Source organism: Mesorhizobium loti R88b (assembly GCF_013170845.1).
Taxonomy (GTDB): domain Bacteria; phylum Pseudomonadota; class Alphaproteobacteria; order Rhizobiales; family Rhizobiaceae; genus Mesorhizobium; species Mesorhizobium loti_B.
The window spans coordinates 4901458-4924790 of the sequence record NZ_CP033367.1; the positions used below are offsets into that span (position 1 = coordinate 4901458).

General features: G+C 61.7%; 22 protein-coding genes. 8 read left to right on the top strand and 14 right to left on the bottom strand.

Translation table 11 applies throughout. The features are described from left to right. Nucleotides 1-182: 182 nt before the first annotated feature. From lon to EB235_RS24035, 3 genes are all read right to left on the bottom strand, one after another. The gene (gene lon, locus EB235_RS24025; RefSeq protein ID WP_027028593.1) at nucleotides 183-2594 is read right to left on the bottom strand and encodes an endopeptidase La; all 2412 of its coding nucleotides are present in this window, start codon (nucleotides 2592-2594) and stop codon (nucleotides 183-185) included. Nucleotides 2595-2900: 306 nt separating this feature from the next. Continuing rightward, on the bottom strand, nucleotides 2901-4175 hold the full coding sequence (clpX, locus tag EB235_RS24030; protein ID WP_023759839.1) for an ATP-dependent Clp protease ATP-binding subunit ClpX: 1275 nt from the start codon (nucleotides 4173-4175) through the stop codon (nucleotides 2901-2903). Nucleotides 4176-4470: 295 nt separating this feature from the next. Beyond that, the gene (locus tag EB235_RS24035; RefSeq protein WP_027028592.1) at nucleotides 4471-5100 is read right to left on the bottom strand and encodes an ATP-dependent Clp protease proteolytic subunit; all 630 of its coding nucleotides are present in this window, start codon (nucleotides 5098-5100) and stop codon (nucleotides 4471-4473) included. Nucleotides 5101-5439: 339 nt separating this feature from the next. Here EB235_RS24035 and EB235_RS24040 point away from each other — a divergent pair, with 339 nt between their 5' ends. Further along, nucleotides 5440-6030, top strand: coding sequence for a hypothetical protein (locus tag EB235_RS24040; protein WP_027028591.1), 591 nt, complete (start codon nucleotides 5440-5442; stop codon nucleotides 6028-6030). A 20-nt stretch (nucleotides 6031-6050) separates the two neighbouring features. Here the strand turns inward: EB235_RS24040 and EB235_RS24045 are convergent, their stop codons facing one another. Beyond that, nucleotides 6051-7154, bottom strand: coding sequence for an NAD(P)/FAD-dependent oxidoreductase (locus tag EB235_RS24045; protein WP_027028590.1), 1104 nt, complete (start codon nucleotides 7152-7154; stop codon nucleotides 6051-6053). A gap of 104 nt (nucleotides 7155-7258) precedes the next feature. On the opposite strand from EB235_RS24045, the gene EB235_RS24050 reads away from it, so the two are divergent. Together EB235_RS24050 and EB235_RS24055 are read left to right on the top strand one after the other, a co-directional pair. Beyond that, on the top strand, nucleotides 7259-8509 hold the full coding sequence (locus EB235_RS24050; protein WP_027028589.1) for a cytochrome P450: 1251 nt from the start codon (nucleotides 7259-7261) through the stop codon (nucleotides 8507-8509). A gap of 25 nt (nucleotides 8510-8534) precedes the next feature. After that, nucleotides 8535-9605 carry a hypothetical protein gene (locus EB235_RS24055; RefSeq protein ID WP_027028588.1) on the top strand — a complete coding sequence of 357 codons (1071 nt, stop codon included), beginning with the start codon at nucleotides 8535-8537 and terminating at the stop codon, nucleotides 9603-9605. A gap of 26 nt (nucleotides 9606-9631) precedes the next feature. Here EB235_RS24055 and EB235_RS24060 read toward each other — a convergent pair whose 3' ends face one another. The 7 genes from EB235_RS24060 to EB235_RS24090 form a co-directional block, all read right to left on the bottom strand. After that, on the bottom strand, nucleotides 9632-10417 hold the full coding sequence (locus EB235_RS24060) for a glycosyltransferase family 25 protein (RefSeq protein ID WP_167334843.1): 786 nt from the start codon (nucleotides 10415-10417) through the stop codon (nucleotides 9632-9634). A gap of 270 nt (nucleotides 10418-10687) precedes the next feature. After that, nucleotides 10688-11032, bottom strand: a complete 345-nt coding sequence (locus tag EB235_RS24065; RefSeq protein ID WP_027028587.1) for a cupin domain-containing protein — start codon at nucleotides 11030-11032, stop codon at nucleotides 10688-10690. Nucleotides 11033-11038: 6 nt separating this feature from the next. Next, nucleotides 11039-12319: an O-acetylhomoserine aminocarboxypropyltransferase gene (locus tag EB235_RS24070; RefSeq protein WP_027028586.1), complete on the bottom strand. Its 1281-nt coding sequence runs from the start codon at nucleotides 12317-12319 to the stop codon at nucleotides 11039-11041. A gap of 144 nt (nucleotides 12320-12463) precedes the next feature. Then, nucleotides 12464-12985 carry a CoA-binding protein gene (locus EB235_RS24075; protein ID WP_027028585.1) on the bottom strand — a complete coding sequence of 174 codons (522 nt, stop codon included), beginning with the start codon at nucleotides 12983-12985 and terminating at the stop codon, nucleotides 12464-12466. After that, nucleotides 12982-13764: an AAA family ATPase gene (locus EB235_RS24080; protein WP_027028584.1), complete on the bottom strand. Its 783-nt coding sequence runs from the start codon at nucleotides 13762-13764 to the stop codon at nucleotides 12982-12984. The genes EB235_RS24075 and EB235_RS24080 overlap by 4 nt, the downstream gene beginning before the upstream one ends. Before the next feature lie 7 nt (nucleotides 13765-13771). Continuing rightward, nucleotides 13772-14200 (bottom strand): VOC family protein, encoded by a 429-nt coding sequence (locus EB235_RS24085; RefSeq protein WP_027028583.1) that lies wholly within the window; start codon nucleotides 14198-14200, stop codon nucleotides 13772-13774. A 204-nt stretch (nucleotides 14201-14404) separates the two neighbouring features. Continuing rightward, a complete protein-coding gene (locus tag EB235_RS24090) occupies nucleotides 14405-15226 on the bottom strand; it encodes an enoyl-CoA hydratase (RefSeq protein WP_027028582.1) in 822 nt (273 codons plus the stop codon). Nucleotides 15227-15381: 155 nt separating this feature from the next. Here EB235_RS24090 and EB235_RS24095 point away from each other — a divergent pair, with 155 nt between their 5' ends. The 4 genes from EB235_RS24095 to EB235_RS24110 all read left to right on the top strand — a co-directional run bounded on the left by EB235_RS24095 (nucleotide 15382) and on the right by EB235_RS24110 (nucleotide 18206). Further along, nucleotides 15382-15846 (top strand): PaaI family thioesterase, encoded by a 465-nt coding sequence (locus EB235_RS24095; protein ID WP_027028581.1) that lies wholly within the window; start codon nucleotides 15382-15384, stop codon nucleotides 15844-15846. A 229-nt stretch (nucleotides 15847-16075) separates the two neighbouring features. Then, a complete protein-coding gene (gene rplM, locus EB235_RS24100; RefSeq protein ID WP_010915638.1) occupies nucleotides 16076-16540 on the top strand; it encodes a 50S ribosomal protein L13 in 465 nt (154 codons plus the stop codon). Nucleotide 16541: 1 nt separating this feature from the next. Beyond that, the gene (rpsI, locus tag EB235_RS24105) at nucleotides 16542-17024 is read left to right on the top strand and encodes a 30S ribosomal protein S9 (RefSeq protein ID WP_027028580.1); all 483 of its coding nucleotides are present in this window, start codon (nucleotides 16542-16544) and stop codon (nucleotides 17022-17024) included. A gap of 393 nt (nucleotides 17025-17417) precedes the next feature. Further along, the gene (locus tag EB235_RS24110; protein ID WP_027028578.1) at nucleotides 17418-18206 is read left to right on the top strand and encodes a class I SAM-dependent methyltransferase; all 789 of its coding nucleotides are present in this window, start codon (nucleotides 17418-17420) and stop codon (nucleotides 18204-18206) included. 139 nt (nucleotides 18207-18345) lie between these two features. On the opposite strand, the gene EB235_RS24115 is transcribed toward EB235_RS24110, so the two are convergent. The 3 genes from EB235_RS24115 to EB235_RS24125 all read right to left on the bottom strand — a co-directional run bounded on the left by EB235_RS24115 (nucleotide 18346) and on the right by EB235_RS24125 (nucleotide 22173). Beyond that, nucleotides 18346-19728, bottom strand: coding sequence for an MFS transporter (locus EB235_RS24115; RefSeq protein ID WP_027028577.1), 1383 nt, complete (start codon nucleotides 19726-19728; stop codon nucleotides 18346-18348). Nucleotides 19729-19816: 88 nt separating this feature from the next. Then, nucleotides 19817-20869: a glycerophosphodiester phosphodiesterase family protein gene (locus EB235_RS24120; protein WP_027028576.1), complete on the bottom strand. Its 1053-nt coding sequence runs from the start codon at nucleotides 20867-20869 to the stop codon at nucleotides 19817-19819. A 95-nt stretch (nucleotides 20870-20964) separates the two neighbouring features. Next, nucleotides 20965-22173, bottom strand: coding sequence for an acyltransferase family protein (locus tag EB235_RS24125; RefSeq protein WP_027028575.1), 1209 nt, complete (start codon nucleotides 22171-22173; stop codon nucleotides 20965-20967). 123 nt (nucleotides 22174-22296) lie between these two features. On the opposite strand from EB235_RS24125, the gene speB reads away from it, so the two are divergent. Beyond that, nucleotides 22297-23304 carry an agmatinase gene (gene speB, locus EB235_RS24130; RefSeq protein WP_027028574.1) on the top strand — a complete coding sequence of 336 codons (1008 nt, stop codon included), beginning with the start codon at nucleotides 22297-22299 and terminating at the stop codon, nucleotides 23302-23304. The last annotated feature ends 29 nt before the right edge of the window (nucleotides 23305-23333 follow it).

Below are 23333 nucleotides of genomic sequence, written 5' to 3' on the forward strand. Positions count from 1 at the left end.
ATGAGAACACCGGAACTAACGACTCATCCGGCAGGAAACGGACTTTAGAAAGAAGCGTTCCCGCAACCAAGTCGAAAAGGCAGGAAAAAAGCGGAAAAAGCCCGGAAATGGTGGGTTTTTCACATGAAAAAGCCGGGCGCGAGGCCCGGCTTTCTGTTTGTGCAGTGCAACTTTAGCAAATGTTAATGCGCAAGCGACTTTCCAGCGTCGTCGGCACTGTCGGTCGAGGCCGGCGGATTGACCGGTTCGACCCATTCAATCGGCTCCGGCATACGCACCAGTGCATGGCGCAACACCTCACCGACGCGTGAGACCGGAATGATCTCCATGCCGTTCTTCACGTTGTCCGGAATCTCCGCCAGATCCTTGGCGTTGTCTTCCGGGATCAGCACCTTCTTGATGCCGCCGCGCAGCGCGGCAAGCAGCTTCTCCTTGAGGCCACCGATCGGCAAGATGCGGCCGCGAAGCGTTATCTCGCCAGTCATCGCCACATCGGCCCGCACCGGAATGCCGGTCATTACCGACACAATGGCGGTCGCCATGGCGGCACCCGCGGACGGGCCGTCCTTCGGCGTAGCGCCTTCCGGCAAGTGGACGTGGATGTCGCGCTTGTCGAACAGCGGCGGCTCGATGCCGAAATCGATGGCTCTGCTACGGACATAGGACGCCGCCGCCGAAATCGATTCCTTCATCACGTCGCGCAGATTGCCGGTCACTGTCATGCGGCCCTTGCCGGGCATCATGACGCCTTCGACCGTCAGCAGCTCGCCGCCGACTTCCGTCCAGGCAAGCCCGGTGACGACACCGACCTGATCATCAGCCTCGACCTGGCCGAAGCGAAAGCGCTGGACACCGAGGTAGTCGGCAAGGTTTGCCGCCGTGATGCTCACCGTCTTCTTCTTCGTCTTCAGGATCTCGGTCACCGCCTTGCGCCCGAGCTTCATCAGCTCGCGCTCCAGGCTCCTGACGCCCGCTTCACGGGTGTAGGTCTGGATGATGGCGCGGATCGCATCCTCGCCGACGGAGAATTCCTTCGGCTGCAGTGCGTGATCGCGGATCACCTTCGGCATCAGGTGCCGCTTGGCGATCTCGATCTTCTCGTCCTCGGTGTAGCCGGCGATACGGATGATCTCCATGCGGTCCATCAAGGGCGCAGGGATGTTCAGCGTATTCGCCGTTGTCACGAACATCACGCTCGACAGGTCGTATTCGACCTCGAGGTAATGGTCCATGAACGTCGAGTTCTGTTCGGGATCGAGCACCTCGAGCAGCGCCGACGACGGATCGCCACGGAAGTCCTGGCCCATCTTGTCGATCTCATCGAGCAGGAAGAGCGGGTTGGACTTCTTCGCCTTCTTCATCGACTGGATGACCTTGCCAGGCATCGAGCCGATATAGGTGCGCCGATGACCACGGATCTCGGCCTCGTCACGCACGCCGCCCAGCGCCATGCGGATGAATTCGCGACCGGTCGCCTTGGCAATCGACTTGCCGAGCGAGGTCTTGCCGACGCCGGGAGGGCCAACGAGGCACAGGATCGGCCCCTTCAGCTTCTTCTGACGGCTCTGCACGGCCAGGTATTCGACGATACGGTCCTTGACCTTGTCGAGGCCGAAATGGTCGGTGTCGAGCACGTTCTGCGCGTAAGCCAGGTCCTGCTTGACCTTGGAGTTCTTGCCCCACGGGATCGACAGCAGCCAATCGAGATAGTTGCGCACGACGGTCGATTCAGCCGACATAGGCGACATCGTCCTGAGCTTCTTCAGTTCGGCGTCCGCCTTTTCGCGGGCCTCCTTGGAGAGCTTGGTCTTCTTGATGCGCGCCTCGATCTCGGCGGCCTCGTCGCGGCCGTCCTCGCCTTCGCCGAGCTCCTTCTGGATCGCCTTCATCTGCTCGTTGAGGTAGTATTCGCGCTGCGTCTTCTCCATCTGGCGTTTGACGCGCGAGCGGATGCGCTTCTCTACCTGCAGGACGGAGATTTCGGCTTCCATGAAGCCCATCGCCTTTTCCAGCCGCTCCTTGACCGAGAGCGTGGCCAGCATTTCCTGCTTTTCAGGAATCTTGATGGCGAGGTGCGAGGCAACCGTGTCGGCGAGCTTGGAATAGTCGTCGATCTGGCTGGCAGCGCCCACCACTTCAGGCGAGATCTTCTTGTTCAGCTTGACGTAGTTCTCGAAGTCGGTGACGACCGAGCGGGCCAGCGCCTCAACCTCGACCTCTTCCTCTTCCGGCTCGACCAGCGCCGTGGCGCGGGCTTCGTGGAAATCGGGACGATCGGTGAAGGAAACGATTTTCGCACGCGAGGCGCCCTCGACCAGAACCTTGACGGTGCCGTCGGGCAGCTTCAGCAATTGCAGCACATTGGCGAGCGTGCCGATGTCGAAGATCGCATCGGGCTCGGGATCGTCATCGGCGGCATTCATCTGGGTGGCGAGCAGGATCTGCTTTTCCTGACCCATCACCTCTTCCAGCGCCTTGATCGATTTCTCACGTCCGACAAAGAGCGGAACGATCATGTGTGGGAACACCACGATGTCACGCAGCGGGAGGACTGCGAAGACGCCGTCGCTGGGAGCCTTGGATATTTTGGCCATTGTCCAACCTTTCATGTCGCGGCCGCCATTCAGCCAACCGCGAATCTTATATTAACGACCGGGGATCGTTCCGCCTACCACCGTTTGTGACGGGAGTTTTACAGCACAGAAATCGGGCACCTCGGCCTTCTCCAATTAGTTGGATGCACGATCCCCAAAGATCAAGAGGCGAGCACAAATCCGCCCCTCCAACTTGCCCGCGAGTGACACATTTGCGACGGCAAGCCCGAGCTTGGCCGCAAAACCCTGCGTGACAGCAAAACGGCGCCTTGCGGCGCCGTTTCAGAATTTCGCTGCGGGCTCATGTCAGGCGCTGACATTGCCCTTCTTTTCCTTCTGTTCGGAGTAGATGTAGAGCGGCCGGGCGCTGCCGGTCACCACTTCCTCCGAAATCACCACTTCGCGCACGCCTTCGAGCGCGGGCAGTTCGAACATGGTGTCGAGCAGGATCGCTTCCATGATCGAGCGCAGGCCACGGGCGCCGGTCTTGCGCTCGATGGCGCGCTTGGCAATCGCCGAGAGCGCGTTCTCGTGGAAGGTCAGGTCGACATTTTCCATCTCGAACAGCCGCTGATACTGCTTGACCAGCGCGTTCTTCGGCTCGGTCAGGATCTGGATCAGCGCCGGCTCGTCGAGGTCCTCCAGCGTCGCCAGAACCGGCAGACGGCCGACAAACTCGGGAATGAGACCGAACTTCAGCAGATCCTCGGGCTCGACCAGGCGGAAGACATCGCCAGTGCGGCGATCTTCCGGCGAAGCGACGATGGCGCCGAAGCCGATCGAGGTTTTCCTGCCGCGATCCGAGATGATCTTGTCCAGGCCGGCGAAAGCACCGCCGCAGATGAACAGGATGTTGGCGGTATCGACCTGCAGGAACTCCTGCTGCGGATGCTTCCTGCCGCCCTGCGGCGGCACGGAGGCGACCGTGCCTTCCATGATCTTCAACAGCGCCTGCTGCACGCCCTCGCCGGACACGTCACGGGTGATCGAGGGGTTGTCGGACTTGCGCGAAATCTTGTCGATTTCATCGATGTAGACGATGCCGCGTTGGGCACGCTCGACATTGTAGTCGGCCGACTGCAACAGCTTCAGGATGATGTTTTCGACGTCCTCGCCGACGTAACCGGCTTCGGTCAGCGTCGTGGCATCAGCCATGGTGAAGGGCACGTCGATGATGCGGGCCAGCGTCTGCGCGAGCAGCGTCTTGCCGCAACCGGTCGGGCCGATCAAAAGGATGTTGGACTTGGCCAACTCGACATCGTTGTTCTTGCCGGCATGCGCGAGCCGCTTGTAATGGTTGTGAACCGCCACCGACAGCACGCGCTTGGCGTAGGGCTGGCCGATGACATAGTCGTCGAGAACCTTGAGGATCTCCTGCGGTGTCGGCACGCCTTCGCGCGACTTCACCATCGAGGTCTTGTTCTCCTCGCGGATGATGTCCATGCACAGCTCGACGCATTCATCGCAGATGAAGACCGTCGGACCGGCGATCAGCTTGCGCACCTCGTGCTGGCTCTTGCCGCAAAACGAGCAATAAAGCGTGTTCTTGGAATCACCGCTGTTGTTGCCGACCTTGCTCATTTTCATGTCCTTTCATGGCCGCCCGCCGATGGTCTGGCTGAAAGGGCGCATATTCTATCTATCGCGGGAATCCGCCGCCGCCAGTCTCCCGGCTCCCGCAACGCATTCCGTACGAAACACAAATCAGAAAACGTGGCAATGATTCGCAGCTACCCTACACAAAGCTAAGCCGTCGAAAATCAACATAGCCTTAACGTAGGCAATCCTGACCGTCGAGGGAACAGCCAATTGTGGCCGAAATGCCGCAAGACGCGCCAAAAGCGCGTGATGCGGCGATCCAACTGCCAGGAAGCCTTTATGCCACCGCCCCTTCGGGAGGCTCGCGCGACGAAATGACCTTGTCGATGAGGCCGAAATCCTTGGCTTCGTCGGCGGTCATGAAATGGTCGCGGTCGAGCGTGCGTTCAATCTCCTCGTAGGTCTTGCCGGTGTGCTTGACATAGACCTCGTTGAGACGGCGCTTCAGCTTGACGATATCCATGGCGTGGCGCTCGATGTCGGAGGCCTGGCCCTGGAAGCCGCCGGACGGCTGGTGAACCATGATGCGGGCGTTCGGCGTGGCGAAGCGCATGTCCTTGTGGCCGGCGGTCAAAAGCAGCGAGCCCATCGAGGCAGCCTGGCCGATGCAAAGCGTCGACACCGCCGGCTTGATGAACTGCATGGTGTCGTAGATCGCCATGCCAGAGGTGACGACGCCACCCGGCGAGTTGATGTAGAGGTTGATTTCCTTCTTCGGGTTCTCGGCTTCGAGGAACAGCAGCTGCGCGCAGACCAGCGTCGCCATGCCGTCCTCAACCGGACCGGTGATGAAAATGATGCGCTCCTTGAGGAGGCGGGAGAAGATGTCGTAGGCCCGCTCGCCGCGATTGGTCTGTTCGACCACCATCGGAACGAGGTTCATGTAGGTTTCGACGGGGTTCTTCATCAGTTATCTCTTATCTCGCGGTGGGATTCCGGCGCCGGGAATGCCGGCAAATCGGTCAGAATCGGTTCTGGATCGTTATTCCGTAGATAGGATGCCGGCTCATCCTTGTGCAAGGCCGACCCGTCCTAGCCATCTGGGTAAGTCGAATCAAGGTTTCCGGGCAAGGATTCGCATCGCCTGACGCCCGCGCCGGCCTGGAGCGGCCGGTATCGATACGCAGCGTAGCAGTTTCTTAACCTCGTCACTTAACGAAATGCGCCGAAACCGCTTTTCTCCGCGGCAGCTTACCCTACAATTCAACGTTGAACTCGTGCCTACAGTTCAAACAGGGGGAGTGTCATGTCTGGGAGAAGCGCATCCTTCGCCATTGCCGGGCTCACCATGCTCGGCACGATTTCGCAAACGGCAGCCGGCGGCCGCGCCGTCGAATGCTATGAGCCGGTGCGAACACCTGATGTCTACGACACGGTCTATGAAGACGTGATGGTCAGCCCGCCCAGCCAGCAGGTCGACTACACCCCGCCGATCTACGGCACCCGTGAACGCGTGGAGATGACGGTTCCGGCTCAGGTGACCTACGAAGTCGTACCTGCGATCACCCGCACCGTCTACCATACGGTCCAGGTCGACGATGGCGGCTATTCCTGGGAATGGCGCGTCATCCATGGCCGCAGGGTGCTGTGCAAGGTCTGGCACAAGGCGCGCTACGAACGCGTCGCCGAGACAGTGGTCATCCAGCCCGAACGGACGCGCCGCGTGGTCATTCCCGCGCAGTACGACCGGATTGCCGAGGAAGTGCTGGTGCAGCCGGAGCAAAGACGCATCATCGATGTTCCCGCCTCCTATCAGACCGTGGCGCGCCGCGTGGTGGTGCGTGAAGGGTCGTCAGGCTGGCGGCGCGTGCATATACCGAGGCATTGCCAGGATTAATTCAAGGTTGGGGCGAGTCCTCAGGCCACCTCCGCCCGCAACCATTGCTTCAGGCCGGCGACATCCCCGTCGCCGACAGCAGCCGCGACGCGCCTGCCGACCGCCGCGCCGAACTTGTAGCCATGGCCGGAGCAGGCCGAGACAACGAGACATTTTCCGCGCTCATAGGCGAAAAATTTCTCGTCGTCCGTGAAGGTGTAAGCGCAGGTGACCACTTCGGTCACCTCATACTCCCCGATGCGGGCGATCGGCGGCGAAAACAGGTTGCGGATCGCCTCGCCCTCGCCCGCCACCGGGTCACGGTTCCAGTCGGCGTCACTGGTCGGCACCCTGTGGAGACCTGACCCGAACTTCATGCCGGCGCCGCCGGAGGGCGGTATCACGTAGCCGTCGACAGCACCGCCGACATCGAGAACAACCGGCGCAGCTTCCCAGGCCGCCTTGAGGTCTGCAGGCGGTTCGACATAAGCCAGCGCGGTTCGATACGTCTTCAATTCGCCGCCCAGTTCGGGAAACAGTTTCAGCACCCAGGCGCCGGCAGTGACGACGATGCGGTCGGCCTGCATCGTCTCGCCGCTTTCCAGCACGATATGGCCTGCCTCGGCATCGACATCCGTCACCTTGGAGTGTTCGTAGACATTGGCGCCATTGGCGCGCAGCCATTTTGCCAATCCCGCCGCGATCTTGCGGCAATGCAGTGCGCCGCCTTCCGGCGAAAAATAAGCATAGCGAAACGAACCCGGTTCGAGGAAAGGCCAGCGCTTGACCGCAGCATCCGGCTCAAGCAATTCGAAGGGAAAATTCCCTTCCTCCAGGCCCTCGCGGTATTCCTCGGCCTCGTCGCCCGGCTCGCGCGAAATGCAGACAAATCCACGCGCATCGAGATGACTTTCGCCGAGATCGGCCCACATCTCGTCCCAAGCCTGATAGGCCTCGGTGATCAGCCGGCCGTAACCGGTCCCGGCCCGGTAGGCGCGGCGGATGATGCGGTGATGGTCGCCCGACGCGGCCAGCGGATTGGGGATTGGCCCCTGCTCGACGATCGAGACGCTGTGACCCGCCTTGACCAGCGACCACGCCGTGGAGAGACCGGCAATCCCCGCGCCGACGACAATCACATTCATCCGTTCAAACCTTCCGCAGCCGCATTGGCTGGCTCAACTCATCGGTTATCGCGCGCCAACATACGGTCTGGAATGAGGCTGGCAAGCCGCGCTATGGGTCTGGCATGACCAAATTGACGCTCCCTTACCTCGCCCTTGATCCAGTCACCCGGCACTTGCGGCTCGATCCGCACGAGCCTGCCTTTTTCCTGAACCCGTACGAGGCCTATGCCTTCTTGCACGGCGTATCGAATGCCTTCTTCTGGGAGGAATTCGGCTTCTGGTGCTTTGGCGGCTTCGACGATGTCAACCGGCTGTTGCGCGACCGCCGCTTCGGCCGCCAGAACCCGGCCGGTGTTCCCGACAGCCGCGGCATCGACAGGGATCGCAGCCATCTCGAGGCATTCGACGGCATCGAAGCCAATTCGATGCTCGAGCTGGAACCGCCGGTGCACACGCGGCTGAGAACGCTGGTCAACCGGGCCTTCGTCTCGCGCCAGGTCGAACGGCTGCGGCCGCGTGTCGAGGCCCTCGCCAATGAGCTGATCGACCGTTTTGATCCAACCGGCCCCGTCGACCTGCTGCCCGGCTTCGCGGCGCCCTTGCCGATCACCATCATCGCCGAAATGCTTGGCGTGCCGGTGGAGATGGGTCCGCAACTGCTCGACTGGTCACATCGAATGGTCGCCATGTACATCCATGGCCGCACGCGCGAGACCGAGGACACGGCCAATCGCGCGGCACACGAATTTGGCGGTTTCCTGCGCGGTTACGTCACCGAGCGGCGCAACAATCCCGGCGACGACCTGCTGTCGCTGCTGATTACGGCGCAGGAGGACGGCCAAAAGCTGTCGGAGGACGAAATGGTGTCTTCTGCCATCCTGCTGCTCAACGCCGGCCACGAAGCGACCGTACACCAGACCGGCAATGCGGTGCGCTCGCTGCTGGCGCAAGGTGGCGACCCCAGTCGCTTCTTCACCTCTCCGGAAGCAACTGCTGCAACCGTCGAGGAATGCCTGCGCTTCGACGCACCGCTGCATATGTTCACGCGCTATGCATATCAGGAGATCGAGATCGCTCCAGGCATCGTCGTGCAGCCGGGCCAGACGATCGGGCTGCTGCTCGGCATGGCCAATCATGATCCGCGTGCCTTTGCCGAACCGCAGGCCTTCCGGCCGGAGCGTATCGACCAGAAAAACGTGTCTTTTGGTGCCGGCATCCATTTCTGCATCGGTGCACCGCTGGCCCGGCTCGAACTGCAGGTGTCGCTGAAGACTTTGTTCGAACGGCACCCGCAACTGCACCTTGCCGAAAGCCCGCGCTTCCGCGACACTTACCACTTCCATGGGCTGGAAACGCTCGCTGTCGGCTTTTGAACGATCGCGGGCCTGGGGCTGCGCGATGAGACCGTTTTGGAGACCGGCGACGGCGTTCGCATTGGCGCTGCTATGCGTCTGGCAGGGCGTGGCACACGCTCAGCAACAGCAGCCGGAAAACATACCTCAGGAAAACAGCGATTCCGTCGCCAGGGCCATGGCTGGCGGCCTGCTCGAACGCCAGACGGGCGCGGCTGTGCCCGCGGACAAGTTCTGGGCCTATGAAGTCGACTTCAACCTAGACGGCTTGTCCGAAATCTATGCCTATGTCGCGGATCCCGCCTGCGACGGCGTGAAATGCGGGCTTTTCCTGTTCGTGCTGGAAGGCGACACCTACCGTGAGGTTCTCAGCGACATCCCGGGCGCCAGGCTGGCGGCTCCAGACAAGGTCAGCCTCGGTACTTTTAAGCGTCACGGCTTTTTCGATCTGCAACTCGATCAGAGGGTGCTTGGCTGGACGGGAGATCGCTATGCGGACGCCTCAACCTTCCCCGCCACTTTGCTTGACGGAACTGTCTTCATGGCGGCCTGCAAAAAGAGCAAATCAAGCGAACAGCCCGAAGAAGGCGAGGCCGAGAAGATTGCTGAAGCGTGCCAATGCCAGATCAACCGATTTCAGACGATCGGCTTCTCACAGGCCGAACTTGACCAGTATTCTGCCTCCCTGGGCGAGAATTTCGAATATCCCAGCGGCGGCAAGGACAAGGCCTGGCAAGCCGTCGCCACGAGCGGGAGCGACGTCGCAACAGGTTGCGATGTCGCAAGTGGTAAAAGCCAATGGCCCTCGGCCTCTCTCAGTCATGGCGACCAGCCGCAGCAGAAACTCAATTTCGACGGCTTCCTCGGAGCTTGCCCGACGCAGGATTTCATCCTGACCAACCACAAGACCGGCTCGCACGATCGGGCGCTGGCACTTTGCGGCTGTCTTGCCCGCGAAATCCCGACCTATGGCGTCAGCCAGGAAGGGCTCGATCTTCTGGCACAATATTATCGCGACGAGCTTTCAGACGCAGATCTCGAAGCCCAGGACGCCGATTTGTTGACGTCGCACGACAAGGCGTCGGAGGCCTGCCTCAGCCAGTTTCCGGCGAAGTAGATCGCCGTAAGCCGGCCAAGACACAGCTAAGCCAGTGCCGGGATCGGGCTGGGGTCCATGTTGGCCTGGATCGCCAGCGGAAAACGCAGTGGCACGGCGTCGACCTTCTCCGTCCCGAAAAAGTGCCTGTTGCGAAGATGCGCGAAGGCGCGCGTTGCCTCTGCCTGGATCCTGTCGATGATACGCTTGTTTCTGGGGGGCGGCGGAGCGAATTGGATCAAGGTCGAAGGGCCGCCGTTGTCCGCAACGAACTGGGCCTGGGCGCAGAGCGCCGGCATCAACTGGTAGGTCGTGTTGCGCGCTGTCGTCATCTCGGTTGGGCTGAAGAGCACGAAATCGACCGTTGCCTTGATGCGCCTGGTGCCCTTGAGCAGCTTTTGTGCGGCCTTCTTCGAAAGGATATAGCCGCACGCGCCCATGTGCTGTCCCAACAAGAGTGTTGCGGAGTATCCATTTTTGACGGGAACGTGCCGGCCGCCAACCCTCACCGGGACAAAGAATGTCTCCAGCTTGACCACGTCCGCGTCTCGCGGAATCCAGCTGTCACCGGCCAGCACGGGTCCGGCGTCGTGGCTGAAAACAACATCATCCTCGAATACGGCGCCATACCGGTCGGGGCCATCCGCGATGATTTGCCAGCACAGACGGTGGCTGAGAAAGCAGCAGACTTCTGCCTCGGAGAGCGGAGGGGCGATGAACGGAGCCCCGGTGACCGCATCTATCCCCGCAACACGTTCGAAAGGAACGCCAATGCGGGAGAATTCTGCCGTGACGTCGGCGAGCCGATCGACCGATCGGTCAAGATTGATCACCAAACACTTCACTGTCGTCCCCGAGGCATGAAAGCTCTTCGCGATCTCTACTTCGTGTCTCCGCTTGGACAGGAAGTTTCACCGGTAGTCATTGTCGCTTGTCGAGGTGCTATACGGGCCTGCCAAAAGGCAGTCAACTTTTGGGGAGCGACGCACGATTGCGACCATCGAAGCAACTCCGCATAGACCATCATGAAAAGGAAAAACTGTGACCCATAGTTCCGCGGACGCACGAATTGATTGATCGCGCCGCTGACCGGAACTGGATGCCTACAGCTTGGTCACATACTCCTTGCGAGTCGTTTCAAGCACTTCCCAGCTGCCCTTGAAGCCCGGCCTCAGCACGAAACTGTCGCCGGACCTGACGGTGCGGGCTTCGCCACCGTCCTCCGCGATCACCGAAACACCGGACAGGATGTGGCAGAACTCCCATTCGTCATAGATGATGCGCCACTTGCCGGGGGTCGATTCCCAGATGCCGGCATAGAGGCCGCCGTCCCGTTCCTCGACATTCCAGGTGCGGAATTTCGGATCGCCCGAGATCAGGCGATCCGGCGCCGGCGCGCCAGATTCAGGTTCAACGCTCTTGGTGTCGACGGAGAAAAAAGCGGTCATCGGCAATCAGACCTTGGCGAGTGCCTGTTCGAGGTCTGCAACGATGTCGTTGACATCCTCGATGCCGATGGAAAGCCGCACGGTGTCGGGTCCTGCACCAGCCTTGATCTTCTGCTCGTCGGAAAGCTGGCGATGCGTGGTCGAGGCCGGATGGATGACCAGCGATTTGGTGTCACCGACATTGGCCAGATGCGAGAACAGTTCCAGCGCCTCGACGAACTTGACGCCGGCGTCATAGCCGCCCTTGAGGGCGAAGGTGAACACGGCGCCCGCACCTAGCGGCGAGTATTTCTTTTGCAATGCGTTGTTCTTGTCGCTGGGCAGTCCTGGGTAGTTAACCGACGCGACCTTGGGATGGTTGGACAGCCAGGCGGCAGCCGTCACGGCGTTGTCGCAGTGACGCTGCATGCGCAGCGGCAAGGTTTCGAGGCCAGTCAGGATGAGGAAGGCGTTGAAGGGCGAGATCGCCGGGCCGAGATCGCGCAGGCCGAGCACGCGCGCGGCAATGGCGAAGGCGAAATTACCGAAGGTTTCGTGCAGCACCAAGCCGCCATATTCGGGGCGCGGTTCCGACAGCATCGGGTATTTGCCCGATTTCGACCAGTCGAAGGTGCCGCCATCAACGATGGCACCACCGATCGAATTGCCGTGACCGCCGATGAATTTGGTCAGCGAATGGACGACGATATCGGCGCCGTGCTCGATCGGCCGGATCAAATACGGCGAGGCAAGCGTGTTGTCGACGATCAGGGGCAATCCGTGCTTGCGCGCGATGTCGGCGATCTTTTCGATATCGACAAAGGTGCCGCCCGGATTGGCCAGGCTCTCGATGAAGATCGCCTTGGTCTTGTCATCGATCTGGCTCTCGAAGGTCGAGATGTCGTTGGTGTCAGCCCAGCGCACCTCCCAGCCATAATTCTTGAAGGCGTGGCCGAACTGGTTGATCGAGCCGCCATAGAGCTTGTTGGCGGCAACGAAATTGTCGCCCGGCTGCATCAGATTGTGGAACACGATCACCTGCGCGGCGTGGCCGGAAGCGACCGCAAGAGCAGCCGTGCCGCCTTCGAGGGCCGCGACGCGCTCTTCGAGCACCGCCTGGGTGGGGTTCATGATGCGGGTGTAGATGTTGCCGAACGCCTTCAGCCCGAACAACGAGGCGGCGTGATCGGCATCGTCAAAGACGAAGGAGGTCGTCTGATAGATCGGCGTGGCGCGCGCGCCGGTGGCCGGGTCGGGCTTGGCGCCGGCATGGACGGCGAGCGTGTTGAAACCGGGCGAACGGGTCACTGAAACCTCCCTTTGAACCTTCTCGAATTGGCCGGGCATTCTTGGCGAAGGCCGCGCATGAATGCAAAGAAGAAAATACCTTTCGGCGGGCGATCTGCGACGAACGCGCCGGAAAATCAATTTATTCCCGGAATAATTTTGCGCCTATTTCTGGCGCACGCCGAAACTCTGGAAACCCTGGCGCATCAGCGGCTTCTTCGAGGACAGCACGCCGGAATTGACGCCGGTCCAGCCAATCTCGCCGGACAGCTTGCCATATTCGATCTTGGGGCAGCGGTTCATCACCACCTTGATGCCGGCGGCCTCGGCACGTGCGGCCGCCTCGTCATGGCGCACGCCAAGCTGCATCCAGATGACTTTCGGCAAGGGATCGAGCCGCAACACCTCGTCGACAATGCCGGGCACTGCCGTCGCGGCGCGAAAAATGTCCACCATATCGATCGGCCCGGGAACATCGGCGAGGCTGGCATAGGTCATCTGGCCGAGGATTTCCTTGCCGGCCTGGCCAGGATTGATCGGAACCACGGAAAAGCCCTTGGCCAAAAGATATTTCAATACGAAATAGCTTGGCCTGACGTCATTGGCGGACGCGCCGACCATGGCGATGGTCTTCACCGAATTGAGGATGCCGCCGATGTAGGTGTTGTCGTAACTATCGTGGTTCATGCCTCGTCCTCATACAACGCCTCGGCGAGAAAACCATCCGGGTCATTGCTGAAATCGCGCAACATCCGGAAGTGGTCGGTATCACGAAAGTCCGTGGGCTCGAGCCCGAATCGGCTGATCCGGAACAGCCGTGCGCCGGGACAGGCCATCAGCAATGGCGAATGCGTCGCCATGATCACTTGCGCGGTGCCCGACTGGTCCATGCGCCGCAGCATCTTCAGCAGTTCGATCTGGCGCGACGGCGACAGCGCGCTCTCAGGCTCGTCGAGGATGTAGATGCCTTGCCGGCGGCAGCGTTCCTCGAAAAAGCGAATAAAACCCTCGCCATGCGACCAGGACAGGAAGTCCGGCGGCGGTGGCTTGAAGGGATCTTCCAGCGCTGCCTGGTCGAGGTAGCGGGCGACGGAATAGAACGATTCGGCACGAAAGAACCAGCCGGCGGTGACTTTCGGCAGCCAGTGGCCCCGAAACGTGTTCGCCAGTGCGGCGCCGCTCCTGTCGATGGCGCCGGAGTGGTCGACCGGGCGGTAGCCTTTGCCGCCGCCGGCTTCGTCATAGCCGGCCAGTGCGCCGATCGCCTCGAGAAGCGTGGATTTGCCGGTGCCGTTCTCACCGACAATGATGGTGATGGGCGTGGTGAATTCGAGTTCGAATTCGTGGCCGCGAAACAGCGGCAGGTTCCAGGGGTATTTTTCCCAGTCGGCCACGCGCCCGGGATCGAGCAGGATGCGCTTGAGATAAGGTGCCTTGAGCCGCGTCAGCTGCTTGCGGTAGGCCATCACGCGATCATTGCGATTCAGGCAGTGAAATCGTGCCGTCTTCCGCGATTGGAAAGGCCGGATTGTGCGCCACTTCCCAGACATGGCCGTCGGCATCGGCGAAGTAGCCGTACCAGCCGCCCCAGAAGGCGCGGCCGGCCGGCTTGACGATGCGGCCGCCGGCCTTCTCTGCCTGTGCCAGGACCTCGTCGACTTCGGCGTCGGAGCGGGTGTTGTAGGCGAGATAGACGGCTGAAGGCGCCTTGGCGAAGGCAAACCCCGCATCCTCCTCGGCGCTGGCGCGCGGAAACAGGCCGAGAATGGCGCCGCCCATCTGGAAGAAGGCGACGCCGTCGGTGATGCCCGCGTGACGGGTCAGGCCCATGGCCTCGTAAAAGCGCACGGCACGGTCGAGATCGTCAGTCGCGATCGTGATGATGGAGATGCGCGGTTCCATTTCTGCATGCTCGCAGGCTAATGAGATCGATAGTTACATATCAATATGCTTATATGCCAAGTAGATCACCAAAACAGTGCTCAACATCCATAGAACCACCCATATAGAAACCCAAAAATTCTGATATTTTCGCCTTTCCGCCCAGCCAAGCAAACTCGTGAGAAGGATGCCGAGGAAATCGCTCACGGCCAGCCTCCCGGCATTTCATTCGTCCGTCCAGTCCGGCTTGCGCTTGCCGATGAAGGCCCCGATCCCTTCTTCCGCGTCGCGCGCCAGCATGTTCTCGACCATGACGCGGCCGGTATAGGCATAGGCGTCCGCCAGCCCCATTTCGGCCTGCGTGTAAAATGCTTCCTTGCCGGTCTTGACCACCAAAGATGATTTGGAAGCAATGGTTTGCGCGTATTTGGTGACGATCTGATTCAGGTATTCGCGTGGTACGACGCGATTGACGAGGCCGAAGTCCTTGGCTGTTGCCGCGTCGATGGTCTCGCCGGTCAACAGCATCTCCATCGCCTGCTTGCGCGAGACATTGCGCGACAGCGCCACCATCGGCGTCGAGCAGAACAGGCCAATGTTGACGCCGGGCGTGCAGAAGGTTGCCTCATGCGAGGCGATCGCCAGGTCGCAGCTGGCGACCAGTTGCAGGCCGGCGGCGGTCGCCAGGCCGTCGACTTCGGCGATGACAGGCAAGGGATGGCGCACGATCGCCTGCATCAGAGTGGCGCAAGCGGCAAACGTCTCTTCGAAGAAAACCTTGCCGCGATCAGCATCGGCGCGGCGTGCCGACATTTCCTTCAAATCATGGCCGGCGCAAAACACTTTTCCAGCCGCCGACAGCACGATGACGCGAACAGCCTTGTTGGTCTTGGCGCGCTCGAGTTCCGCCGTCAGCGCCGCCATCACCGCCAGCGACAGGGCGTTGGCGGGGGGATTGGCCAACGTCAGGCGCAGCACGCCCTTGTCCAGCCTTGTCGTGACCGGACCTTCGACAGCGGCAGGCTTGATGGCAAGGATTTCGGCCATGGCTAAGGTCTCCGCGATTCCGCTCGGGCTGGAAGAGTATCTAATATCGGATCGGGTTTCATCCAACACCCATCGCTTGCGCCAGAGAGATGAAGGTGTTGCCAGAAACGGGCCTCTGCGCTCATACAAGCCGGGCATTAGAACGAGAGACCGACATGCCCGCCCAGACCAATCTCAAGCCGGTGCTGACCGCAGCGCAAATCAATACGCTGATGGAGACCGTCTTTCCGCAGCTCAACGAGAGTTCCGCTGCCTATGAGGCGATCGACGTGTTTCCCGGCGGTTGCACCGTGCGGCTCAACGCCAGCGAGCGGCATCTGCGACCCGGCGGGACGGTGTCTGGCCCTGCTTTGTTCACGCTGGCCGATATCGGCGGTTATGTCTGCGTGCTCAGCCATGCCGGGCCGGACGCGCTTTCGGTTACCGTCAACCTCGATATCAATTTCGTGCGCAAGGCCGAGGCCGGGCCGATCGATGGCCACTGCCGCATCCTGAAGCTCGGAAAGAGCCTGATGGTGTTCGACATCGACATCGTTGCCGGCCCGGACGGGCACACGATCGCGCACGCGACGGGGACTTATTCGATCCCGCCGAAGCGCAGCGACAATGTGGTAAAATAATACCTTTTAACTAACCCATTGTTTCTACTATATTTTATGCACTAGAAGACTTTTCCATCGCCTTGACGCGGTCCCGGCCCTCGCCTATAAGCCCTCACGAAGCAGTGGCCCGCAAAGGCCGCCGTTTTGTTATTGGCGACGGGCAAGCGTCTACCGCCAATCCAAGCAACAAGAAACGCCTTCCTTATCGTTTGTGGATTGGGGAAGGTCCAAACCGAGAGCAGAAAACATGACAACCTTTTCGCAGAAGCCTGCGGATGTGGTGAAGAAGTGGATCCTGATCGACGCCGAAGGTCTCGTCGTTGGTCGTCTGGCCACTGTCATCGCCAATCATCTTCGCGGCAAGCACAAGCCGACCTTCACCCCGCATGTCGACGACGGCGACAATGTCATCGTCATCAATGCCGACAAGGTGGTGTTCACCGGCAAGAAGTTCACCGACAAGGTCTATTATTGGCACACCGGCCACCCCGGCGGCATCAAGGAGCGCACCGCGCGCCAGTTGCTCGAGGGCCGTTTCCCCGAGCGTGTCGTCGAGAAGGCCGTTGAGCGCATGGTCCCGCGTGGTCCGCTCGGCCGTCGCCAGATGAAGAACCTGCGCGTCTATGCAGGTGCCGAGCATCCGCATGTCGCCCAGCAGCCAGAAGTCCTCGACGTGGCCAAGCTGAATTCCAAGAACAAGAAGGTCGCATAAGATGGCTGAGCTTTCCTCGCTCGCAGAACTGGGCGCCGCTACCGGCAACACGAATACCCAGCCGGCAGCCCCCGTCCACGTCCAGAAGCTCGACAAGTCGGGCCGCGCCTATGCCACCGGCAAGCGCAAGAACGCCATTGCGCGTGTCTGGGTGAAGCCGGGTTCCGGCAAGATCGTTGTCAACGACAAGGAATTCGCGACCTATTTCGCGCGTCCGGTCCTGCAGATGATCCTCAACCAGCCGATCATCGCCTCCAACCGTTCGGGTCAGTACGACATCGTCGCCACTGTCGTCGGCGGCGGCCTCTCCGGCCAGGCCGGTGCCGTTCGCCACGGCATCTCCAAAGCGCTGACCTACTACGAGCCGGCGCTGCGCGCCGTGCTCAAGAAGGGTGGCTTCCTGACCCGCGACAGCCGCGTCGTCGAGCGCAAGAAGTACGGCAAGGCGAAGGCCCGCCGTAGCTTCCAGTTCTCGAAGCGCTAAGCGCCACGAAACTTCAGAAATCGAAAAGGCCGCCTCCGGGCGGCCTTTTTGCATTTGGCATCCTTATCCTGCGGAGTGGTCCGCATCGCGTATGAACAGGAACGCGCAGACTGCCGCGAACGCCACCGCAAGCGCGGAGGCGAGGAAAGCAATCTGCATGCCGTGGATCGTGCCCAGCGCCAAGGCAGAGCCGAACAACGCGACGCCGATCGCCCCGTCCGACTGGCGAGAGGCGGGCCGATCGCCATCGGTAAGCACATCCGGAAAATGTCAGGCTCGGCAGATTTGCTGCGGCCCGTCGCGCGCGGCGCGCCGCGCCGTGCTAAGAAACAGGGGCCGGCCTTTTTCGGCCCAAAGGATATTTGGATAGGTAATTCTTAGGGGAGATCTCAGATGTCGTCACCCGAACCGATCAAATTCACCGACGGCGCGGCTTACGAGCGCTTCATGGCTCCCTGGAGCCGATCCGCCGGGGCTTTGTTCCTCGACTGGCTGGCGCCGGACTCCGGACGGGCCTGGGTTGATGTCGGTGCCGGCAACGGCGCGTTCACTGAGCTCATTCTAGCGAAGTCCGCCCCTTCGTCCGTTTGCGCGATCGATCCCTCCGACGCGCAGATTGCAACTGCTCGGCAAAAAATCTCGGCAAAGCAGGTCGAGCTGTCGATTGGCGATGCGATGGCCCTTCCCTACGACGCCAACCGCTTCGACGTCGCGGTGATGGCGCTGGTGTTGTTCTTCGTCCCCGACCCGCGCAAGGGCGCCTCGGAAATGCTCCGCGTCACCAAGCCCGGCGGCATTGTCGCGTCCTACACCTGGGACGTCATGCGCGGCGGCACCCCTACGCAGCATTTGTGGGAGGAGATGGACGCGATGGGCAAACCGGCCGCACGTCCGCCGAGCGCGGAGGTCTCGCGTTTCGCGGCGCTGAAGGCGCTTTGGGCGGAGCTCGGCATCCGCGATGTCGAGACGCGCGAGCTTGTCGTCGAACGCACCTTCGCTGACTTCGACGATTATTGGCTATCCATGGTCGTGAGCAGCCCGAGCGGAATCGTCGGGAAGCTGTCGGATGCGGAGAACGCGGAGCTGAAACGCCGACTAAAGGACAGACTGCCGGCAAGCGCCACGGGAGCGATCACGGTTCACGCCTGGTCGACGGCGATCAAGGGGCGAAAGGCTGCTTAATGCGTGCGGCGCCTTACGTCGCTGCTTTCTTCTTCGCCTTCGGCTGACCGGCTTCGGTGCAACCGGCGCTTCCGGCGTGCTCGCAGTTTCGGACAATCGAAAAGGCCGCCTCCGGGCGGCCTTTTTGCATGGCGAATTCCTATCCGGCGGAATGATCGGCGTCGCGGTTGAACAGGAATGCGCAGACTGCCGCGAACCCCACGGCGAGAGCGGAGGCAAGGAAAGCAATCTGCATGCCCTGGATCGTGCCCAGCGCCAAAGCCGAGCCGAACAACGCAACGCCGATCGCTCCACCCGATTGGCGCACTGTATTGAGCACGCCCGAAGCTGTTCCCGACATCGCCGTCGGCACGGACGACAACAGCGCCGTGGTCATGGCGGGTACGGCGAGACCGATGCCGATCGGCAGGAAGAGCAGCCGCCACAGCAGCGACAGGTAGGATGTATCGGCCTGGATCAGCGCCATCAGGCCGAAACCGACCGCACCGAGAAGCAGGCCGATCGCCATCGGCAAGCGTGAGCCATAGGTCGCCGCGATTCGTCCGGCGGCGACATTCGACACCGTGACCGCCGCCATGAAGGGCAGGAAGGCGAGCCCGGTCATCTCGGGCGAAAAATGCCTCTCCTTCTGGAAATAAAGGCTGAGCATGAAGATCGTGCCATAAAGCGTCAGGTTGACCGCCAGCCCGACGAGGCTCGTCACCGCCGGGATGCGGCTGGCAAACAGCTTTAGCGGAAACATCGGCGCCTTGCTCCGGCTCTCGACCAGCAAGAACAGGCTTCCAGCCACCACCGCCAGGATCAATCCGCCAATGACCGGCAATGAAGTCCAGCCCGACGAGCCGGTTTCGATGAAGGCGCCGGTCAGCGAAAACAGTGTCATCACGACAAGCCCCTGCCCCGCCCAGTCGATCGGCAGTTTCTCGGCCTTGGGCGGCGTCTCCTCCAGAAACCGGTACGCCATCCAGATGGCGAGAGCGCCCAAATTGACCAGGAAGATGCTGGCCCAGCCGAGCGACGCGACCATGAAACCGCCAAGCACCGGCCCGGCCGACAGTGCGATGCCGCCCGCCGCCGTCCACAGGCCGACGGCACGCGCCCGGCGCGGTTTGTCCGACGCATAGGCGCGGTTGAGCAGCGCCAGCGAACACGGCATCAGCAAGGCGGCACCCGCACCCTGCACGGCGCGCGCCGCGATCAGCACCCAGGCACTCCCAGCCAAGCCGCAGACCAGCGAAGCGACGCTAAACAGCGCCATGCCGCCGACGAATACACGGCGGGCGCCGATCCTGTCACCGAGCGCGCCGCCGGCAAGCAGCAGCGAGGCGAAGGCAAGCGTGTAGGCGTCCACCACCCATTGCAGGCCGCCTATGCCCATCGAGAGTGCGGCGCCGATCCTGTTCAGCGCTACATTGACGATGGAGACATCGAGCTGCACCACCACGAAACCGAGACTGGTCGCGGCGACGGTGGCGGCATAGGCGATGTTGGCGGGGCGCTTGAAAACCAAGGTGTTGGACATGGCCTGTGGGTAACGGGTTCACCCTGACACCGTTCCGTCAGGAGACACTGCCCCGCGACAATTTGCCGGAACCTCCAGTGGCGGCAAATCAATTGATGCTGGCCGTCGCCGCCGGTTCGGAGTGCTGCTCGGCATAAGGCACGCGATAACCGTTCGCCGCCAGCCAGTCGATGGCCGCCTTCGGCTCGTCGGTCTGGATGATGGTGGCGCCCCGATCGACCCAGAAACCCCAGGCTTCGTGCGGCAGGCTGGCCTGCACCGCGAGTTCGTCGCCACGGCCACCGGCCAGGAAGCCGCCCGGCTTGTTGACGATGGCGTAGGTGTCGGCCCAGATATGCCAGTTGCCGCGCACGGCGGCCGCGCGCATGCGCGTGCTGAACAGCGGCCCGCCGGTTTCGGTCAGCGTCTCGGCGCCCGCCCGCCAGTTGATCAGCTCGATCGCGCGCGGCGCAAAAGCGTGGTCGACCGTCTCGGCGAAACCGGCATCATGCACCGCATCGTCGGCGAGGATCGGCATGAACTGGACACCGGCGCCGATCGCAGCCATGGCTGCCTGCACCGTGGTGATCCTGGCCTGGTTCCACAGATTTTCCTTGACGATGACCTGGTCGGCTATGTCGAGATCACGCGCCACCGCGATCATGCCCGGGAGGTCGCCGACCTCGAGCTTGTTGTCGAGATTGATGAGGATCCTGTCCCTTGTCGCCATCAGCATTTCGCGCAGCGTCGAGATCCTCTCACTGGTGACGGCGTGGGTGCCCTCGATCACCAGCCGGCATGTCCTGAGTTCGGCCAGCGTGTACTTCACCACCTCGCCCTTGCAGGTCGTGGTGCGGTCGAGCCAGCTGTCATGCATGACAACGAACTCGCCGTCCTTCGAGCGCCTGATATCGACCTCGACGATCTCGGCGCCCATGGCGATCGAGCCTTCGACGGCGGCAAGCGAATTTTCCGCATAAAGCGTCTTGCCGGCCTGCATGCTGCCAGCGCGATGCGCGGCCACCATGACATGGTCGCGCCACTGGTTGGCATGCTCGAAGCGATCGAGAATCTGCCTGGCGCGGGTTTCACCGGCGATGGCCTGACTGGAGACGGCCGCGAGTGCCGCGCAAAGCAGGAGGCTCAGCCAAGGGGTCCGCATCAAGAATCGCTCCGTTCCGGATTGGGCCGGAATAGGCGACCCCCGTGACGGCCACGTGAACGAAGCCGGCTAGTGGTCGGTCGCAGAAGCGTTCGTCAGATGCGTTTCGAGAGCCGGCGGAACCAGGCCATTGCAGGCATTTCGACCAGGCGCCAGGTGATCCACGAGGCGGCGATGGTGGCAGCGAGCATCAGGATGATCGCCACGGTCCCGGTCCAGCCGGCGCCGAAGCCGGTCGCGGGCTGGCCGCGGAGCGTGAAATCGCCGATCAAGCCAAGGCCGAGCTTGCGCTCGACGAGCCCGGCGACGTTGATCAGGCGCGCCTGGACGAAGATGTGGACCATGTAGATCGAATAAGACAGCGCGCCGAGTGTCAGCATGAATGGCGTCCTCAACAGAGCGCTGATCCAGCCGCCTTCATGGGCAAAGAGAAACAGAGCCAGCGCAAACACCAGGGGTGCGGCGATGCCGAAATCATTGCTGCCCGCCAGCGAGACGAAAAACACGATGACCGCCACCATGACGATTTCGGCAAGCGTCCAGCTCAGCAGTGGGCCGCTCCTGGCAAGGAGCTGTCGCGCCCCTGCAATGGAATCATGCTGAAACCAGGCCAGCAGGGCACCGAGCGAGAAACCGTAGAGGCAGCGGATGAAGCCGAAATCGTAGGACACGTCCATATGATGCGTGGAGAAGCCGAGCAGGAACAGCGGCGCGGTGACGGCGGCGGCGACGAACCATACCCAGGCGCGCGCCCCGGCGACGAAGACCACACCGGCGAACAGGAGATAAGCGAAGAACTCCGCCGAAATGCTCCAGCTCGGCGCATTCCAGGTCAAGTGATCCTCGAACCCAACACCCTGCAGCAGGAGCAGATTGGCAAGCAGGCTCTTGAGATCGAAACCGCCGGTGAAGGGGGCGGCGCCGGTGCCGTGCAGTTGCGGCAGCACCACCCGCAGCAGTTCGAATCCTGCAAAGGCTGCAAGCATCAAGAGATGCAGCGGGTAGATACGACCGAAACGCACCAGCGCGAAGCGGGCGACCTCTTCCGGCTGGCTCAGCCGATTGCCGTAGCTGCTGGCGATGACGAAGCCGGAAAGGACGAAGAAGAAGTCGACGAACAGATAGGACGAACCGATGAAGCTGCTTTGCGAGATCGCGGAAGCGGTCGGGAAATGAAACAGCGCGACCAGCAGCGCGCAGATGCCGCGCCACGAATCGAGAACCTGGAAGCGTTCGCCCGCGATCGTGCCGGTGTGGGTCGACACCACGGCATGGGACGGATTAAGAAACGCGGTCTGCGTCATGATGATACAAATCCTGTCTTGCCGTGGCACCCGGACGGCGCGATTTCGTCTCGCCAAGCTGTGACTGGCATCTTCCGTGCCGGTTCTGTAGTTGTTGCACCCCGATGAAACCGAGGACCAGTAATGGCGACCAAGAACATCGACCATGCCTTCACCGCCCGCTCCAAAACCGGCGGCGCCCTTGAGCCGACCTATTCCGGCGCGCTGTCTTTCATGCGGCGCAAATACACCAAGGACGTGAAGGGCGCGGACGCGGTGGTGTGGGGCATTCCCTTCGACGCCGCCGTCACCAACCGGCCCGGCGCCCGCTTCGGGCCGCAGGCTATCCGCCGTGCCTCGGCGATCCTCGACAATGACCCGCAATACCCGTTCTCGCGCGATCTGTTCGAACACCTCGCGGTGGTCGACTATGGCGACTGCCTGCTCGACTCGGGCAACCATCAGAAGACGCCAGGCACGATCGAGCGCGAAGCGGCCAAGATCCTCAAGTCGGGCGCCTTCCTGCTGACGCTCGGTGGCGACCATTTCGTCACCTGGCCGCTGCTCAAGGCGCATGCCGCCATCCACGGACCGCTTGCCTTGGTGCAGTTCGACGCGCATCAGGATACCTGGCCTGACGATGGCAAACGCATCGACCACGGCTCCTTCGTCGGCCGCGCCGTAAACGAAGGCATCATCGACCCCGAACGTTCGATCCAGATCGGCATCCGGACGCACGCGCCGGACACGTTCGGCATCAAGATCCTCTACGGCCACGAAATCGAGGAAATGCGCGCGTCCGACATCGCCTACGCCATCGTCGATCGCACCGGCGGCAAGAAGACGTACCTCACCTTCGACATCGATTGTCTCGACCCGGCCTACGCACCGGGAACCGGTACGCCGGTTGCCGGCGGGCCGTCCTCGGCGAAGATCCTGTCGACGCTGCGCCAGCTCAATCAGGTCGATATTGTCGGCGCCGATGTCGTGGAGGTTGCGCCGGCCTATGATCACGCCGATATAACGGCCATCGCCGGCTCAATGGTCGCCATGCAGTATCTAGGCTTGCTGGCGGAGCGAAAGGCACGGCAGGAAGAGATGAACAACGGCCATCACAACGGTGCCGCGGTGAATCACGGTCACGGCATATAGTGTTGAAATATCAGGGAATTTGATCAGTC